The organism is Mycolicibacterium gilvum, assembly GCF_900454025.1.
Taxonomy (GTDB): Bacteria; Actinomycetota; Actinomycetes; order Mycobacteriales; family Mycobacteriaceae; genus Mycobacterium; species Mycobacterium gilvum.
On the sequence record NZ_UGQM01000001.1, the window covers coordinates 6,130,608 to 6,148,425 of the forward strand.

Here is a 17,818-nt window from a genome sequence, read left to right on the forward strand (position 1 = left end):
CCGACCGGCGAGTGCGGTCGGGGCGGGTGCCGCCGGCAACTATCATCGCTGGGGTGTCGGACGGCGAGCAGGCCAAACCACGACGGCGCCGCGGGCGCCGCCGGGGCCGACGCGCTGCCGGGCCGCCCGAAGCCGGAACCGATCAGGCCCCCGGCGCCCGCCAGCAGAACTCCGGCGCCCGCCAGCAGAGCTCCGGCGCCGGCACCGCCGATCAGGCGGGTCAACCCCCGAAACCGCAGAGAACCCGTACCCGGCGTCCGCAGGAGCGGCTCCGCACCGTGCACGAGACGTCGGCCGGCGGCCTGGTGATCGACGGCCTCGACGGCCCCAAGGACAGCCAGGTCGCCGCGCTCATCGGCCGAGTCGACCGGCGCGGCCGCATGCTGTGGTCGCTGCCCAAGGGCCACATCGAGATGGGTGAGACGGCCGAGCAGACCGCGATCCGCGAAGTCGCCGAGGAGACCGGGATCGAGGGCAGCGTGCTGGCCGCGCTCGGCAGCATCGACTACTGGTTCGTGACCGAGGGCAGGCGCGTGCACAAGACCGTGCACCACTATCTGATGCGATTCCTCGGCGGCGAACTGTCCGACGAGGACGTCGAGGTGACCGAGGTGGCGTGGGTGCCGCTGAAGGACCTCCCCTCCCGGCTGGCCTACGCCGACGAACGCAAACTCGCCGAGGTCGCCGACGAGCTGATCGACAAGCTCCACACCGAAGGGCCGGGCGCACTTCCGCCGCTGCCCCACTCCGCGCCGCGCCGACGCGGCCAGACGCACTCCCACACCCGCAAGCACAGGTCCGATCCCTCCGCGCAACAACAACCCGGCCGGCGGACGAACGGCTGCGGTCAGGGCCCGTGACGGGGTCGGCTGGGCGGATTCTGGTCGCGGTCCTTGCGCTGCTGTTCGCCGTCCTCCCGGTGGCTGCCGCCCCCGTCGCCGGCGCCCAGCCGGGCGCGATGCCGTTCCTGCGGATCCAGATCGACACCGTGACCCCCGACATCGTGACCACCACCAGCGACCAGACGGTCACGGTCACCGGGACGGTCAGCAACATCGGAGACCGCGACGTCCGCGACGTCGTCATCCGCCTCGAGCGTGCCGAGGCCGTCACCGCGTCGACCGAACTGCGCACCGAGCTGACGGGCAACGTCGACCAGTATCTCCCGGTGGCCGACTTCATCACGGCCGCACCGGAATTGGCGCGCGGTCAGGAGGTTCCGTTCCGCCTGGCCTATCCGCTGCGCTCCGACAACGGCCCGTCGATGCGGATCGACGCGCCCGGGGTGTACCCGCTCATGGTCAACGTCAACGGCACCCCCGACTACGGCTCGCCGGCGCGGCTCGACGACTCACGGTTCCTGCTGCCGGTGCTGGGGGTGCCCCCCGCCGAGGGGTCCGACGGCGCCGGGGAGGCCTTCGAATCGGCGGTGCCTCCCGACACCACCCGGCCCGTCGGACTGACCATGTTCTGGCCGCTCGCCGACCGCCCCCGCCTGGCCGCGGGCGCACCCGGCGGCACCACACCGGTACGCCTCATCGACGACGAACTCGCGACGTCACTGGCACCCGGCGGCCGGCTGGACACGATGCTCGCCGCCGTGGACTTCGCGACGGGCCCCGAGGTCGACCCCGACGGATCCCTCGCCCGCGCGCTCTGCATCGCCGTCGACCCCGACCTGCTCGTCACCGTCAACGCGATGACCAACGGCTACGTCGTCAACGACGCAGCCGACGCCGGTCCGACCACCCCGACGCATCCGGGCGCCGGCCAGCAGGCGGCCGTGACATGGCTCAACCGGCTCAAGACGCTCGCGCGGCGTCTGTGCGTCGCCCCCACCACCTACGCCCAGGCCGACCTCGACGCCCTCAACCGCGTCGCCGACCCCGGCCTGTCGGCGATCGCCACCACCGGCGCCGGCCCGATCGTCGACCAGATCCTCGGGGTGCCGTCCTTCCGCGGCGTGACCCTGGTCGGCGACGGCCCGCTCACCGAGCCGGTGGTCCAGTTGCTGGCCGGGCAGGGTCCGACCGTGGCGATCGCCGCAGCGGAACTGCAAGGGCCGGGCGAGACCGGCGACGGCACGCCCGCCACCGCCGACACCGCACCGGTCCGCTACGCGCCCTCGGTGGTCGCCGCCCCGTTCGACCCCGCGGTCGGTGCCGCGCTGGCCGGGGCCGGACCCACGCCCGAATCCCCGTCCTATGTCGATCCGTCGCTCGACATCGCCGTCAAGCAGGACTCCGACACCGCGCGGCGGCAGGTGGCGCTCGGTGCGCTGCTGTGGCGCAGCCTCAATCCCGACACGACGCCACGCACCCAGATCCTGGTGCCGCCGCTGATGTGGAACCTGACCGCACCGGACGCGCAGGCCGTCCTGACCGCGGTCGGCACCAGCATCCGCGCCGGGCTGGCGATCCCGCGTCCACTTCCCGTTCTGATCGCCGAGGCCGGCACCACCGCGCGCGAGTCCGGTCCGCCCGCCGGTGCGCTCGGCAACCCGCGCGGACGCTTCGACTCCGGTGTCGTGACAGGCATCTCCGCAGCCACCGGCCGCCTCTGGGGCCTGACCGCGGCGCTGGCCACCGACGAACGCACCGGCCTGACCGGAAACGGGTACACCGCGCCGCTGCGGGAGGATCTGCTTCGCGCCCTGAGCCTTTCGGTCCCGCCGGATGCCCGCAACGGCCTGGCCCAGCAGCGCCTCACCACCGTGGGCCGCACGGTCGAGGACCTCTTCAACGCCGTCACGATCGTCAACCCCGGCGGCTCCTACACGCTGGCCACCGAACGCAGCCCGCTGCCGCTGGCGCTGCGCAATGACCTGCCCGTGCCGATCCGGGTGCGCCTCGACATCGACGCGCCGCCCGGCATGGAGGTCACCGACATGGGGGAGATCGTGCTGCCCCCCGGCTTCCTGCCGTTGAAGGTGCCGATCGAGGTCCACTTCACCCAGCGCGTCGCCGTCGACGTCGCCCTGCGCACCGCCGACGGGCTACCCCTGGGCGAGCCGGTGCGGCTGTCGGTGCACTCCAACGCGTACGGCAAGGTGCTGTTCGTCATCACGCTGACCGGCGGCGTGGTGCTGGCACTGCTCGTCGGACGCCGGCTGTGGCACCGGTTCCGCGGCCAGCCCGACCGCGCCGACCTGGAAGCAGACCCGACGCGACCCGATCCGATCGACGTCGCGCTGGCCTACACCGACGACGCGACCGACTCCGGCAGAGCAGGACGCCGTGCCAGGACCGCGCCCGGAGGCCGCGATGCCTGACGCCCGTCCGGAGATGTCCGACCGCGCGGTCGTCTCCCGGTCCTGGGGGATGGCCGTCGCGACGCTCGTCAGCCGGCTGACCGGGTTCGCGCGCATCGTGCTGCTCGCCGCGATCCTCGGCGCGGCGCTCTCGAGCGCGTTCACCGTCGCCAACCAGCTCCCCAACATGATCGCGGCGCTGGTCCTGGAGGCGACGTTCACCGCGATCTTCGTGCCGGTGCTCGCGCGCGCCGAACGTGACGATCCCGACGGCGGAGCCGCCTTCATCCGAAGGCTCCTGACGCTGGCCACCGCGCTGCTGCTGGCGGTGACGATCATCTCGACCGTCGGGGCACCGCTGCTGGTCAACCTGATGCTCGGCTCCGAGCCGCTGGTGAATCAGCCGCTCACGACCGCGTTCGCATTCCTGCTGCTGCCCCAGATCATCTTCTACGGGCTCTCCTCGGTGTTCATGGCAATCCTGAACACCCGCAACATCTTCGGGCCCCCCGCGTGGGCGCCCGTGGTCAACAACGTCGTCGCCATCGCCACCCTCGGGCTGTATGTCCTTGTGCCGGGCGAACTCTCACTCGACCCGGTCCGGATGGGCGATGCGAAACTGCTGGTGCTCGGCATCGGCACCACCCTCGGCGTGGTCGCCCAGGCCGCGGTGCTGTTCGTCGCGATCCGGCGCGAACGGATCAGTCTGCGGCCGCTGTGGGGCATCGACGCGCGCCTGAAGAAGTTCGGGATGATGGCGCTGGCCATGGTGCTCTACGTCCTGGTCAGCCAGGTCGGATTCATCGTCGGCAACCAGGTCGCGAGCGCGTCGGCGGCGTCGGGACCGGCCATTTACAACTACACCTGGCTGATCCTGCAGCTGCCGTTCGGCATCGTCGGCGTCACCGTGCTCACCGTCGTGATGCCGCGACTGTCGCGCAACGCGGCCTCCGGCGACGGCGGCGCCGTGCTCGCCGACCTGTCCCTGGCGACGCGGCTCACCATGCTCACGCTGATCCCGATCGTCGCGCTGATGACCGTCGGTGGCCCCGCGATCGGCAGCGCCCTGTTCTCCTACGGCAACTTCGGTGCCGTCGACGCCGGCTATCTCGGCATGGCGATCACACTGTCGGCTTTCACGCTCATCCCCTACACGATGGTGCTGCTGCAACTGCGCGTCTTCTACGCCCGCGAGGAACCGTGGACGCCGATCGTGCTGATCGTCGTCATCACGATCGTCAAGATCGCCGCGTCGCTGGCCGCGCCGCACCTGACCGACGATCCGCAGCTCGTCGCCGGCTACCTCGGGCTGGCCAACGGTCTCGGATTCCTGGCCGGCGCGACCGTCGGCTACCTGCTCCTGCGTGCACGCCTCGACCCGCCGGGCGGCCACCTGGTCAGCCGCGACGTCGTGCGCACGATCCTGGTGACGATCACCGCGTCCCTGTCCGCCGGGCTGATCGCCCACATCGCCGACCAGCTCCTCGGACTCGAACAGCTCACCGAGCACTCGGGCGGCGGGGGCTCGCTGATCCGGCTCATGGTGCTCGGACTGGTGATGGGCCCGATCATCGTCGGCGTGCTGGTCGCGGCGAAGGTTCCCGACGCGCTCGCCGCGGTCGCCGCCGTGCGGCGTCGGCTCGGTGTTCGGGGCGGGGCCGCCGCGTCACCCGTCCCGCAGATGCCGCCGCGGGCGCTCACGTACGCTGATCGGAGCAATCGGCGGGGGCCATCGGCCGACATCGCCGACGACGGGAGGCGGAAAGGATCTGGGGTGAGCGACAAACCCACCAGCGATTCTCCGTCTGAGCTCGACCCGGCGGACCGCCCGTCCGGGCAGTCCGGGCCCTCGGCCGACGACTTCCAGCCCGACGTCCCCGATTCCTACCAGCCCGAGCCCGCCGCGGATGACTCCGCCACCACCGCCCTGCCCGCCGCGACGCCGGCGGCAGATTCGCCCACCGAGGCGGTGCTTCGCCCCCGGGCCGACTACTCCAACGACCCCACCCGCGAGGCACTCGCGTTCGACCCGCCGCGCGAACCCGCGATCGAAGCGGCCACCCCCGCCGAGGACACGCATCTGATCCCGGGCGCCACCATCGCGGGCGGGCGCTACCGCCTGCTCGTCTCGCACGGCGGCCCGGAGCATCTGCAATTCTGGCAGGCCACCGACACGGCACTGGACCGTCAGGTCGCGCTGACGTTCGTCGCGCCCGACGCCACGATGCCCGATCAGCAGGTCCAGGGCATCCTCGACCGCACCCAGCGGCTCAGCCAGATCGACATGCCGGGTGTCGCGCGCGTCCTCGACGTCCTCAAGACCGCCACCGGCGGCCTCGTGGTGTCCGAGTGGATCCGCGGCGGTTCGCTCGCCGAGGTCGCGGCCACCAACCCGTCCCCGATCGGCGGCGCCCGCGCCATCCAGTCGCTGGCCGCGGCCGCCGAGGTCGCGCACAGCAACGGGGTCGCGCTGTCGATCGACCATCCGAGCAGGATCCGGGTCAGCATCGACGGCGACGTCGCGCTGGCGTTCCCGGCGACGCTGCCCGACGCGACCCCCGACGACGACATCCGCGGTATCGGCGCGTCGCTGTACGCGCTGCTGATCAACCGGTGGCCGCTGCCCGAGACCGGTGAACCCAGCGGGCTCGCGCCGGCGGAGCTCGACGCGGCCGGTCAGCCCGCGGAGCCGCGGTCGATGGACCGCGACATCCCGTTCCAGATCTCGGCCGCGGCCGCGCACGCCGTCCAGGAGGGCGGCGGTATCCGCAGCGCGCCGACGCTGCTCAACCTGCTCCAGCAGGCCACCGCGATCGCCGACCGGACCGACCACATCTCCCCCGTCGACGAGCCGTCCCCCGCGGCGGTCGCCGACACCTCGTGGAGCGCCGATCCCGAGGACGCCGAGGAGGCCGCTGCCCGGCGCCGAAGGAACCTCACCATCGGGCTCTCGGTCGCCGGGGTGATCGTCGTCGTCGCGGTGATCCTGCTCGCGACCGTCCTCAGCAGGATCTTCGGGGACGTCGGCAGCGGGCTCGGTGGCGACGAGCTCGGCCTCAACGCCCCGTCCTCATCGCAGACCGACAGCCCCAGCACCGCCACCGGCTCTGCGCTCGAACCTGTTCGCGCGACCGTCTTCTCACCCGAGGGCGAGGCGGACGCACCCGATGCGGCAAGCCTCGCGATCGACGGCGACCCCACCACGGTGTGGCCCATCGACACCTACACCGATCCCGTGCCGTTCCCGAACTTCAAGAACGGCGTCGGGCTGATGCTGCAGCTGTCCGAACCCGCCCGGATCGGTTCGGTGACGGTCAACCTCAACAGCACCGGCACCGCCGTGCAGATCCGGTCGTCCTCGACGGCGACGCCGTCGTCGCTGGAGGACACCACGGCCCTGACCGAGCCCACCACGCTCAAGCCCGGCTCGAACACCATCGAGGTCGACGACGCCGAGCCCACCTCGTACGTGTTGGTGTGGGTGTCGACGCTCGGACAGGTCGGCGGCCAGAGCCGCTCCGACATCGCCGAGATCACGCTCAACGCCGCGTCCTAGGCCGACGCCGACCCGGGCCTTCGGGGCACCCGGAAACTGGTGTCCGGCCCCTCCCCCGGCGCCGATTAGTGTTCGGCTGTGGGGATATTCGGGGGACATCCGCAGCGACCACCCGGGCCGCGCACGGATGCCGAACTGCTGGCCGCACACGTGGCGGGCGACAGGTACGCGTTCGAGGAACTGTTCCATCGGCACCACCGTCAGCTCTATCGACTCGCGCATCTGACCAGCCGGGACCCGGACGACGCCGCCGATGCACTGCAGGACGCGATGCTCGCCGCGCACCGCACCGCCCGAACCTTCCGCCAGGACTGCGCGGTCAGCAGTTGGTTGTACCGCATCGTGGTCAACGCCTGTCTGGATCGGTTGCGCCGCAACAAAACCCGCGCATGGGACGTCCTCGACGACGAGTCGGCGGGCGCCTTCGACCCGACCGGACACGTCGACACCGCGATTGTCGTGGAGCGGGCGCTGCTGTGCCTGCCCGTCGAGCAGCGCGCCGCGGTGGTGGCCGTGGACATGCAGGGGTTCTCGGTGGCCGAGACGGCCCGCATGCTCGGGGTCCCCGAAGGGACCGTGAAGTCGCGGTGTTCCCGGGCCCGGACCAAACTCGCCGCGGCGCTGGACTGCTTCGCCGCCGTCGACTGACCCGTTCGATAACCTCGAACGATCTGTCAGGCGGCGATGCGGCGGGGGCGACGAGATGGGCGGCGGTACCGACAGCACCCCGGACCCTGAGACCGTCACCCGCCTCCGTCGTGAGCTGGCCTACCTCGGATCCGACACCGCGTCCGCGCCCGAGGTCCCGCCGGCGGTGACCGCGCGCATCACGGCCGCGCTGCGCGACGCGTCCGGCGCCCACGCGGTGGACCGTCCGGTGCTGAGCGGATCTCAACGGGCCGGCCTCGTCCTCGGCGCCGGGGCGGCGATCACGGCCGTGGTGCTCGCGGTGCTGACCCTCGGCGGTGATCCGGCACCGCAGTTCCCGGCCGGCCCCACCGCCTCACAGATCACCGTCGCGCCGTCGTTTCCGCTCTCGAAACAGGACCTGTGGGAAGTGGTCGCCGCCGCGCCAGATCTGGGGCCGCTCGCCGACCCGGCGCGCCTCGCGTCGTGCCTGGCCGCCCTCGGCCACCCGACTACCGTCGAGGTCGTCGGCGGGCGGCAGCTACAGGTCTCCGGACGGCCGGCGATCCTGCTGGCGCTCACCGGAGACGACCCCGATCGCGTCCACGCCGTGGCCGTCGGCACAGGATGCGGCGGCGGGGACTCCGACCTCCTGGCCGAAACCACCGTCCGCCGCTGAACACGGCCCGGTGCGCCGCCGGGAACACCCCGGCCTACGCTGGTGTTCAACGTATGCAGCTGTTGACGCAGCTGCGCTTCGGGAGAACTCTCGCCCCAGGCAGAAAGGTTCGCATGACCTCCTCAGACACCGTTCACGACGTCATCATCATCGGTTCCGGACCGGCCGGCTACACCGCCGCCGTCTACGCCGCCCGCGCCCAGCTCACGCCGCTGGTGTTCGAGGGCAGCCAGTTCGGCGGCGCGTTGATGACCACGACCGAGGTCGAGAACTACCCCGGATTCCGCAACGGCATCACCGGCCCCGAGCTGATGGACGAGATGCGCGAGCAGGCGCTGCGCTTCGGTGCCGATCTGCGCATGGAAGACGTCGACGCCGTCGACCTGACCGGCCCGGTCAAGACCGTCACCGTCGGCGACGAGACCCACAGCGCGCGGGCGGTGATCCTCGCCATGGGCGCGGCCGCCCGCCACCTCGGCGTCCCCGGTGAGGACGAGATGCTCGGCATGGGTGTCAGCACCTGTGCGACCTGTGACGGCTTCTTCTTCCGCGACCAGGACATCGTCGTCGTCGGCGGTGGTGACTCCGCGATGGAGGAGGCGACGTTCCTGACCCGGTTCGCCCGCAGCGTCACGCTGATCCACCGGCGCGATGAGTTCCGTGCGTCGAAGATCATGCTGGAGCGCGCGCAGCAGAACGAGAAGATCACCTTCCTGACCAACACGCAGGTTCTGTCGATCGAGGGCGATCCCAAGGTGACCGGAATCCGCCTGCGCAACAGCGAAACCGGCGAGGAGTCCCGCCTCGATGTGACCGGCGTGTTCGTCGCCATCGGCCACGATCCCCGCTCGGAACTCGTGCGTGGTCAGGTCGACGTCGACGACGAGGGCTACGTCTCGGTACAGGGCCGGACCACGTACACCTCCGTCGAAGGTGTCTTCGCCGCAGGCGATCTCGTCGACCACACCTACCGGCAGGCGATCACGGCGGCCGGAAGTGGTTGTGCCGCAGCGATCGACGCGGAGCGCTGGCTGGCCGAGCACGCCGAGCCCGGCGAACGTACCTCCACCACAACCGATGACAGCGCCACCGATGACACCGACTTGATAGGAGCACAGCAGTGAGCGACTCCAGCACGGTCACCGTGACCGACGACTCGTTCTCCGACGACGTTCTGTCCAGCGGAACCCCGGTTCTGGTCGACTTCTGGGCCACCTGGTGCGGGCCGTGCAAGATGGTCGCGCCGGTTCTCGAGGAGATCGCGTCGGAGAAGGCCGGATCGCTGACCGTCGCCAAGCTCGACGTCGACGAGAACCCCGCGACCGCCCGTGACTTCCAGGTGGTCTCGATTCCGACGATGATCCTGTTCAAAGACGGTCAGCCGGTCAAGCGGATCGTCGGCGCGAAGGGCAAAGCGGCCCTGCTGCGCGAGATCGCCGACGTCGTCTAGCGACACGAAACCGATCCTGGGGTTTTCCCGAATCGGGAACCTGTCTGAGACAATCGGCCTATGTCGAGTCTGCGTCGCGGTGACCGCGGGGGTGCGGTCGCCGAGATCAGAGCCGCTCTCGCGGCGCTCGGCATGGCCACCGACCCCGACGAGGATCTGAGCACCGGCAAGCACGTCGCCGCAGATCTGTTCGACGACGAACTCGACCATGCGGTCCGCGCATTTCAGCAGCACCGCGGGCTTCTCGTCGACGGAATCGTCGGTGAGGCCACCTACCGCGCACTCAAGGAAGCCTCCTACCGGCTCGGGGCGCGCACCCTCAACCATCAGTTCGGCGCACCGATGTACGGCGACGATGTCGCGACACTTCAAGCCCGGCTGCAGGATCTCGGTTTCTACACCGGTCTGGTCGACGGTCATTTCGGGCTGCAGACCCACAACGCGCTGTCCTCGTATCAGCGGGAGTACGGCCTCTACCCCGACGGCATCTGCGGCCCGGAGACGTTGCGCTCCTTGTACTTTCTCGGGGCTCGCGTCACCGGCGGTTCGCCGCACGCGATCCGGGAGGAGGAACTCGTCCGAAGCTCCGGACCGCGCCTGTCGGGCAAGCGCATCATCGTCGACCCGGGTCGTGGAGGCTCCGATCACGGCGTGATCGTCAACGGACCCGACGGACCGATCAGCGAAGCGGACATCTTGTGGGACTTGGCAAGTCGCCTCGAGGGTCGCATGACGGCGATCGGCATCGAGACGTTCCTGTCGCGATCGGCGAACTCGTCCCCCACCGATGCCGAGCGCGCGGCCACCGCCAACACGGTGGGCGCCGACATGATGATCAGCCTGCGGTGCGCCACCCAGGACAGTCCGGCGCCCAACGGTGTCGCCTCGTTCCACTTCGGCAATTCCCACGGTTCGGTGTCCACCATCGGACGCAACCTCGCCGACTTCATCCAGCGAGAGGTCGTGGCGCGAACCGGATTACGTGACTGCCGAGTGCACGGCCGCACCTGGGATCTGCTCCGGCTCACCCGTATGCCCACCGTGCAGGTCGACGTCGGGTACATCAGCAACCCGGGTGACAGGGCCACGCTGGTCTCCCCCGAATCCCGGGACGCGCTCGCCGAGGGCATCCTCGCCGCGGTCAAACGCCTGTACCTGCTCGGCAAGAACGACCGTCCCACAGGCACTTTCACGTTTGCCGAGCTGCTGGCTCACGAACTGTCGGTGGAGCAGGCACGCCGCGGCTAGCGGCGCCCACCCCGTCAGACGCCGACGCCGGCCCCCGCACCCACGGGCTGCTCCAGCTGCGCGCTTTCCAGAAGTCTCTCCAACGCTGCCTCGACGCCGGCCTTCCACCCGAGTCCCTGTTCCAGCTCGAGGCGAAGCCGAGGGAAATAGGTGTGGTGCGACACCACCACGAAACCGGCGTCCATCAACAGATCGGCGTCCAGGACGCACTGCTCCACCGAGCAATCCCCCAGCGCCTCCGTCACGGGCAAGACATCCTGGGGCACCGACGGAAGGCCGGTCAGTTCGGACGCCGCGGCGGTGCGGCCGAAGGCCTCGAGCGCGCGCACGCCGCGGCGCACCAGGTCGGCGACGACGGCGGCGATCAGTGTGTGCGCCAGGGTGTCGCTGTTCTGGCCGGACTCGATGCCCAGGGTGGTCAGCAGAACGGCGTCGGCGCTGACCGGACCGGTCGGGAACCGGACCGCCCGTGGCACCGAAAGGGGAGGTGCGTAGAACACGTACCCGAGGCACGGATCGTCGTCGGCCACCGGCAGCGGTTCGCCGTCGGAGGGATCGGTCCGGCATTCGACGGCGAGCTGCCCGCACGAGCCCCATTCGAGCATGACCATCGAAAGCCACGCTTCCTTCTCGAACTCCGGGTCCGCCAACTGGTCCCCGCCCCCGCCGACCGGTGGATCGACCTCCCAGTAGACACATCGTCGCGCGTGCTTCGGCAGCTGCTCGAAAGCCTCGAGCCGAAGGGGCGTGATTCGCGTGGCCACTAGATTTCCCGGTCTCCTCGTCGCGCCGAAACGGACGGCAACCCCTCCAGGATAGAAGCCCGGCGTTCCGATGACCCGATTCGGTCGCGCATTCTCAGGTGATCAGGACCTGTGAACCAATTCGGCTGCGCCGCATCACCATTCCGGGGCGGCTCGGCGTGCTCGCGGTGCCACGGAAAACCTGTGTCACAGTGACGTAATTCCCCGGTGTGGTCGGTCATGCCTGCGACGCGTTCATCAACTCCACAATTCGCTGCAAATCGTCTACCGATCCGAACTCGACGACGATCTTGCCTTTGCGCTTGCCCAGGCTGACGGTGACCCTGGTGTCGAACGCCGTCGACAGCTGCTCGGCGACGTCCTGCAGGCCCGGCATCTGGATTGGCTTGCGCCGTGGGGCCGCGGGCGGTGTCGTGCCGTTGCGGTTGGCCAGGGTGACGGCTTCCTCGGTGGCGCGGACGGACAGCCCCTCGGCGACGATGCGCGCGGCGAGCTCCTCCTGGACCTCGGGTCCGCCGTCGAGGGACAGCAGCGCGCGGGCATGGCCGGCCGACAGCACGCCGGCCGCGACGCGGCGTTGCACGGGAATCGGCAGGCGCAGCAGCCGGATCATATTGGTGATCAGCGGACGTGAGCGTCCGATCCGCGACGCGAGTTCCTCGTGGGTGACCTCGAACTCTTCGAGCAGTTGCTGATAGGCGGCCGCCTCTTCCAACGGATTGAGCTGAACCCGGTGGATGTTCTCCAGGAGTGCATCGCGCAGCAGGTTGTCGTCGGCGGTCTCCCGGACGATGGCGGGGATGGTCGCGACCCCGGCCTGTTGGGCGGCGCGCCACCGCCGCTCCCCCATCACCAATTGGTAGCGGGGCGATTCGTCGCCGTCGACGGGGACCGCGCGAACGACGATCGGCTGCATGAGCCCGAACTCGCGGATGGAGTGCACCAGCTCGGCGAGTGCCTCTTCGTCGAAGACCTGGCGCGGCTGGCGGGGGTTCGGATCGATCTGCGACGGGGCGATCTCGCGGTAAACCGCACCGGCAGGATTGGTGTCGGTCTGCGCCGGCGCAGGCGCACCTCCCAGGAGTACGTCGGCGGCCGCACCGCCCATCTTGGGACCCAGCGTCGCGGACTCGCCGCTTTCGACCGGTCCGGTCGGGATCAGCGACGCGAGTCCACGACCGAGTCCACTACGCTTGCCGGCCTGCTTGTTCATCGGTCCCGTCCTCCCTCGTCCTGGGCGGTCCCGCCCCGAAGCGCCAACTCACGACTTGCATCCAGATAGCTCATCGCCCCCCGTGAACCGGGGTCGTAACTGATGATCGTCATTCCGTAACCAGGGGCCTCGGACACCTTGACGCTGCGCGGGATGACCGTCCGCAGCACCTTGTTCCCGAAATGCTCCCGGACGTCGTTGGCCACCTGGTCGGCGAGTTTGGTCCGACCGTCGTGCATCGTCAGGACCACGGTGCTGACGTCGAGTTCGGGATTGAGGTGCGCCTTGACCATCTCGATGTTGCGCAGCAACTGGCCCACGCCCTCCAGCGCGTAGTACTCGCACTGGATCGGGATCAGGACTTCGGGCGCCGCAACGAGCGCGTTGATCGTCAGCAATCCCAGCGACGGTGGGCAGTCGATGAACACGTAGTCGAAGTCGTGATGCTTCAACTCGGCCAGCGCGGTCCGTAGCCGTCCTTCGCGTGCGACCATGCTGACCAATTCGATCTCGGCACCCGCCAGGTCGATCGTCGCGGGGATGCAATACAGCCGCTCGTTGTGCGGACTTTGCTGCAGCGCCGACTCGACGCCGATCTCCCCGATGAGGACCTCATAGGACGACGGTGTCCCCGGGCGGTGCTCGATGCCGAGCGCGGTGCTGGCATTCCCCTGCGGGTCGAGATCGATGACGAGGACGCGCAGGCCCTGCAGCGCGAGCGCGGCCGCGATATTCACCGCCGTCGTCGTCTTGCCGACGCCGCCCTTCTGGTTGGCGATGGTGAACACCCGCTGACGACTCGGCCGCGGAAGCTGGCCTTGGACGGCGGCCTGCATCAGCCGAACAGCGCGAGCGGCCTCGGCGCCGATCGGTGTGTCAACGTCTTGGGCGTTCCACGTTTCACGTGAAACATCGGTTTCGCGTGAACCCTCGGTTTCACGTGAAACAGAGTCGGCCGGCGCGGTACTCGACTCCTCCGCAACTCCCGGATCGCTGGAGCCTGACATCAGCGCTGCCTCCTTCCGGAACGCGGTCGCTTCTCCGGCGCCGTCGCTTGAAACCCTACGACCACGGTCGCGGGCGGATCCACGAATCGCGCGCCACATCTCTCTACCTTCAGTTCGGACACCCCCAGTGCCGCCAGCGCTCGACGGTGTTCTTCGATCTCTTCTGCGGCACGCTCGCCCTTGATCGCCAACATGCGTCCACCTGGCCGAAGGAGAGGGCTGCTCCACTTCGCGAGCTTGTCCAGCGACGCGACGGCCCGTGACACCACCACGTCCGTCGGACCCACCTCCTCGCGCACACTGCGGTCTTCAGCTCGACCCCGCACCACCGAGCACTCAATCCCGACGTCCTCGATCGCTTCACGGAGGAAGTCACTACGCCGAAGAAGAGGTTCGATCAGAACGACGTGAACATCGGGACGAGCCAGTGCCAACGGTATCCCGGGAAGCCCGGCCCCACTACCGACGTCCGCTACCCGCTCCCCCGCCTCGACCAACTCCCCGATCACGGCGCAATTCAGGATGTGCCGGTCCCAGATTCGGTCCACCTCGCGGGGACCCAGCAGTCCCCGCTCGACGCCCGCCCCTGCCAGGATCTCCGCCTACCGCCGCGCCGCGCCCAGCGCCGGACCGAAGACCTCGGCGGCGGCGTCGGGGGGCGGCGGTATCTCCGCGTGTTTCACGTGAAACATCCTCCGACTGACCGCGGTGAAACCACCTGACAGGACTCGCTCTGATCGACGAAGAACTACATCGATGTAACTCTCAGTCGGCGAGGATGACCACGCGCCGCGACGGCTCGACGCCCTCGCTCTCGCTGTGGACTCCGTCCACCGCGGCCACCGCATCGTGCACGATCTTGCGTTCGAACGGTGTCATCGGCGAGAGCTCCTCCCGGTCGCCCGTCTCCAGCACCCGCCGGGCGACCTTGTCTCCCAGCGCGGCCAGTTCATCACGCCGACGCCGACGCCACTGCGCGATGTCCAGCATGAGGCGGCTCCGCTCACCCGTCTTCTGGTGCACGGCCAACCGCGTCAGCTCCTGGAGCGCGTCGAGCACCTCGCCCTTGCGGCCGACGAGCTTGTTCAGATCTCCGCCGCCATCGATGCTCACGACGGCGCGGTCGCCCTCGACGTCGAGATCGATGTCCCCGTCGAAGTCCAGCAGATCCAGCAGTTCCTCCAGATAGTCGCCGGCGATCTCGCCTTCGGCAACCAGCCTGTCCTCAAGGTCCTCCACCGGCGCCTCGGCACCGTCGGTGCTCACCTCGGCTCCCTCGGTGCTCGTCCCAACTCCCTCGGTGGTGCCGGGCTCGTCGGCCGCTGCCAACACATCGGTCGTTCCCGCTGCGGTGCTTTCGGCGCCGCTGTCGATCTCAGTCATGGAAATAGCCACCTCTCCTTTGTTCGCGGTCGCCCGCGCGTCAACGTTTCTTCTTCTTGGGCCGCGCGCCAGGTTTGGGGGTACGGTTCGCCGTCCCCCCCTGCGCTGCGGACTTGTTCGGGTTTCGGGGAGTTGATCCCGCCGTCGGCGTCGTCTTCTTCGCGCTCGCGGAATCTCCGGACGCGGACTCCGCTACGGGCTCGGCATCCTCGATCTCGGTGGTCGATTCGACGGACTCCGAGTCGGTCGTCGCCTTCTTCTTCCGGCTGGGCTTGGCTCCGGGTGCGGGGGCATTGGCTGCCCTGCGTTCGATCGCCTCGAGCTTCTTCTGCTCTTCTTCCTTCTCGATCTTGCCGAACACGTAGTGCTGCTGACCGAAGGTCCAGATGTTGTTGGCGAGCCAGTACATGATGATGGCCAGCGGCAGGAACGGACCGCCGACGACGACGCCGAGCGGGAACACATACAGCGCGAGCTTGTTCATCATCGCGGTCTGAGGGTTCGCGGCGGCTTCCGGACTCTGGCGTGCCACCGACGCGCGGCTGTTGAAGTAGGTCGCGATGCCGGCCAGGATCATGATCGGGACGCCGACGATGATCACCGACGTCCGGTTGAACTCGGTGAACGCGTCCAGGCCGTGCTGCTGGATCATCGTGGCACCCAGCGGTGCGCCGAACAGGTTCGCGTCCAGGAAGTGCTGGACGTCCGTGGCACTGAAGAAGTAGTTGCCCAGCTGCCTGTTCTCCTCCACCGACAAGCCCAGACGACCGATGCCGGTCTGGGTCCGGTTGAAGGACATCAGCGTGTGATAGAGCCCGAGGAACACAGGCACCTGGGCCAGCATCGGCAGGCATCCCAGAATCGGGTTGAAGCCGTGTTCGCGCTGGAGCTTCTGCATCTCCAGGGCCATCCGCTGCCGGTCCTTGCCGTACTTCTTCTGCAGCGCCTTGATCTGCGGCTGGAGTTCCTGCATCTGCCGCGTCGTCCGGATCTGCTTGACGAACGGCTTGTAGAGGATGGCGCGCAGCGTGAACACCAGGAACATCACCGACAGGGCCCAGGCGAAGAAGTTGGTGGGGCCGAGGAGGAAGGCGAACGCCTTGTACCAGACCCACATGATCGCCGAGACCGGGTAGTAGATGAAGTCCAGGCTCATCCAGTTAAACGACACTCGTGTGACTCTTCCCTTGCTGAACCGGGGCTACCCGGTGATCGGCAGTGTCGCAGACTTCGGCGGCGCACGATGCTCCGTCGGCTGTTGCGTCACTGTGACTGGTCCGTTCCGGGATGGGATCCCACCCTCCGCGATGCCATGGGCCGCACTTGAGGAGTCGGATCAGGGCGAGCCAGCTGCCCCGGAAGAACCCGAACTCGGTCAGCGCGTCGACGGCGTACTGGCTGCATGTCGGAGTGAACCGACAGGTGGGAAGTCGCAATGGCGAAATGGTGTGGCGGTAGAGCTGGATGACGTAGACGACGGCACGGACCACCGCCGAGCGACCACTCATGACGGCGCCCCGTTTCGTGCGGTGATGGTGCGGGCGTGGATCCGATCCAGCGCGGTGTGCAGTTCCTGTTCGAAGCGCTGTGTTCCCGCATCGCGGCTGCGCGGCAGCGCACGGATCACCACACGATCGCGAGAATCGAGCCGTTCCAGAATCCCCCGTGCCGCGTGACGAAGTCGGCGGGAGACACGGTGGCGCACCACGGCATTGCCGACGGCTTTGGAGACGATCAATCCGACCCTGGGTCCGGGCGCACCGGTCTCGTCGGAACGAAGCGTGTACAACACGAGGTCGGGCTGGGCCGCCCGCGTCCCTCGACTGACTGTGGCACCGAACTCGGTCGACCGGGTCATCCGGTACTGCGCCGGAAGCACCGCGTCAGACCTGACCGGGTCACGCAGTCAGTGAACGACGGCCCTTTGCGCGACGAGCCGTGACGATCGCACGACCGGCGCGGGTACGCATCCGCAGACGGAAGCCGTGCACCTTCGCGCGGCGACGGTTGTTCGGCTGAAAAGTCCGCTTGCCCTTGGCCACGGCTGTCACTCCTTGTTGCGTGTGGCCGCCATATCCACACCCGCCATGACTGCTCATGGCAGGCGCGACACAGTCGGCCGTTGTTAAGCTCGATCGGTCTTGCGCTTCTTAGCCGGCGCGGTCCCCGGCCGGGGCCGGTCGCAGCCGTATCGCCACGTGCGGGCGACTGCTCGAGGGTACTGACGAGAATTGGTTGGGTCAAACCTGCTCACGGTGCCTCACAACCCGCGCTCCGGGTGGTTCCGCCGCACGTCAGGAACATCACAGAAACCACAACCGTCACGTCCGTCTGGAACGATTGCGCTGTCGCGGATTTGGGGTCCCGGATTGTTGTAGAACTGTTGGCACTCGGAGAGAAAACTGTTAGCTTCTGGCAGGTGCCGATTCCACGCCGGATCGGTGCGAGACAACGAAGCGAGGACACCCGGACCTCGCCGCGAGCCCACGGACATCGTGATGAGCTCCGGCAGCGAGGTGTTCCCGTCGGTAGACAACCAAACGGCGGCGAGTTTCCTCTTTCCACAACCTGTGGATAACCTTGTGGACAGTTCGTTTCCGTTCTTTGTGGCGGTCCCCACCAGGGACCTTCGAGGGGGTAG

General features: G+C 68.8%; 16 protein-coding genes and 1 pseudogene. 8 read left to right on the forward strand and 9 right to left on the reverse strand.

Going from position 1 to position 17,818, the window contains the following annotated elements:
* Window positions 1–53 precede the first annotated feature (53 nt).
* The 8 genes from DYE23_RS28980 (at window position 54) to DYE23_RS29015 (ending at window position 10,810) form a co-directional block, all read left to right on the forward strand.
* Entirely contained in the window at window positions 54–860 is an 807-nt protein-coding gene (locus DYE23_RS28980) for an NUDIX hydrolase (protein WP_041799776.1), read from the forward strand.
* Window positions 857–3,271: a DUF6049 family protein gene (locus DYE23_RS28985; RefSeq protein ID WP_013473302.1), complete on the forward strand. Its 2,415-nt coding sequence runs from the start codon at window positions 857–859 to the stop codon at window positions 3,269–3,271. Before DYE23_RS28980 ends, DYE23_RS28985 begins: the two co-directional genes overlap by 4 nt.
* Window positions 3,264–6,806, forward strand: coding sequence for a murein biosynthesis integral membrane protein MurJ (murJ, locus tag DYE23_RS28990; protein WP_115329158.1), 3,543 nt, complete (start codon window positions 3,264–3,266; stop codon window positions 6,804–6,806). Before DYE23_RS28985 ends, murJ begins: the two co-directional genes overlap by 8 nt.
* 78 nt (window positions 6,807–6,884) lie before the next feature.
* Window positions 6,885–7,454 (forward strand): RNA polymerase sigma factor SigM, encoded by a 570-nt coding sequence (gene sigM / locus DYE23_RS28995; RefSeq protein WP_011891745.1) that lies wholly within the window; start codon window positions 6,885–6,887, stop codon window positions 7,452–7,454.
* Between the two features lie 55 nt (window positions 7,455–7,509).
* The gene (locus DYE23_RS29000) at window positions 7,510–8,112 is read left to right on the forward strand and encodes an RsmA family anti-sigma factor (protein ID WP_011891744.1); all 603 of its coding nucleotides are present in this window, start codon (window positions 7,510–7,512) and stop codon (window positions 8,110–8,112) included.
* A gap of 113 nt (window positions 8,113–8,225) precedes the next feature.
* Window positions 8,226–9,236: a thioredoxin-disulfide reductase gene (gene trxB, locus DYE23_RS29005; RefSeq protein ID WP_115328816.1), complete on the forward strand. Its 1,011-nt coding sequence runs from the start codon at window positions 8,226–8,228 to the stop codon at window positions 9,234–9,236.
* A complete protein-coding gene (trxA, locus tag DYE23_RS29010; RefSeq protein ID WP_011891742.1) occupies window positions 9,233–9,562 on the forward strand; it encodes a thioredoxin in 330 nt (109 codons plus the stop codon). Before trxB ends, trxA begins: the two co-directional genes overlap by 4 nt.
* 60 nt (window positions 9,563–9,622) lie before the next feature.
* On the forward strand, window positions 9,623–10,810 hold the full coding sequence (locus DYE23_RS29015; RefSeq protein WP_011891741.1) for an N-acetylmuramoyl-L-alanine amidase: 1,188 nt from the start codon (window positions 9,623–9,625) through the stop codon (window positions 10,808–10,810).
* A 14-nt stretch (window positions 10,811–10,824) separates the two neighbouring features.
* Here DYE23_RS29015 and DYE23_RS29020 read toward each other — a convergent pair whose 3' ends face one another.
* The 9 genes and pseudogenes from DYE23_RS29020 to rpmH form a co-directional block, all read right to left on the reverse strand.
* The gene (locus DYE23_RS29020; RefSeq protein ID WP_115328817.1) at window positions 10,825–11,574 is read right to left on the reverse strand and encodes an acetyltransferase; all 750 of its coding nucleotides are present in this window, start codon (window positions 11,572–11,574) and stop codon (window positions 10,825–10,827) included.
* A gap of 217 nt (window positions 11,575–11,791) precedes the next feature.
* Window positions 11,792–12,787, reverse strand: coding sequence for a ParB/RepB/Spo0J family partition protein (locus DYE23_RS29025; protein ID WP_011891739.1), 996 nt, complete (start codon window positions 12,785–12,787; stop codon window positions 11,792–11,794).
* Window positions 12,784–13,794, reverse strand: coding sequence for a ParA family protein (locus DYE23_RS29030; RefSeq protein ID WP_013473307.1), 1,011 nt, complete (start codon window positions 13,792–13,794; stop codon window positions 12,784–12,786). Before DYE23_RS29030 ends, DYE23_RS29025 begins: the two co-directional genes overlap by 4 nt.
* A pseudogene (rsmG, locus tag DYE23_RS29035) lies at window positions 13,794–14,477 on the reverse strand (16S rRNA (guanine(527)-N(7))-methyltransferase RsmG). The gene DYE23_RS29030 and the pseudogene rsmG overlap by 1 nt, the downstream one beginning before the upstream one ends.
* A gap of 82 nt (window positions 14,478–14,559) precedes the next feature.
* The gene (locus tag DYE23_RS29040; protein WP_013473308.1) at window positions 14,560–15,177 is read right to left on the reverse strand and encodes a Jag family protein; all 618 of its coding nucleotides are present in this window, start codon (window positions 15,175–15,177) and stop codon (window positions 14,560–14,562) included.
* A gap of 40 nt (window positions 15,178–15,217) precedes the next feature.
* Window positions 15,218–16,333 carry a membrane protein insertase YidC gene (yidC, locus tag DYE23_RS29045; RefSeq protein WP_013473309.1) on the reverse strand — a complete coding sequence of 372 codons (1,116 nt, stop codon included), beginning with the start codon at window positions 16,331–16,333 and terminating at the stop codon, window positions 15,218–15,220.
* A 4-nt stretch (window positions 16,334–16,337) separates the two neighbouring features.
* Window positions 16,338–16,685, reverse strand: coding sequence for a membrane protein insertion efficiency factor YidD (gene yidD / locus DYE23_RS29050; RefSeq protein WP_011891734.1), 348 nt, complete (start codon window positions 16,683–16,685; stop codon window positions 16,338–16,340).
* The gene (rnpA, locus tag DYE23_RS29055; RefSeq protein WP_013473310.1) at window positions 16,682–17,056 is read right to left on the reverse strand and encodes a ribonuclease P protein component; all 375 of its coding nucleotides are present in this window, start codon (window positions 17,054–17,056) and stop codon (window positions 16,682–16,684) included. Before rnpA ends, yidD begins: the two co-directional genes overlap by 4 nt.
* 19 nt (window positions 17,057–17,075) lie before the next feature.
* Window positions 17,076–17,219 carry a 50S ribosomal protein L34 gene (rpmH, locus tag DYE23_RS29060; protein WP_003930923.1) on the reverse strand — a complete coding sequence of 48 codons (144 nt, stop codon included), beginning with the start codon at window positions 17,217–17,219 and terminating at the stop codon, window positions 17,076–17,078.
* Window positions 17,220–17,818 lie beyond the last annotated feature (599 nt).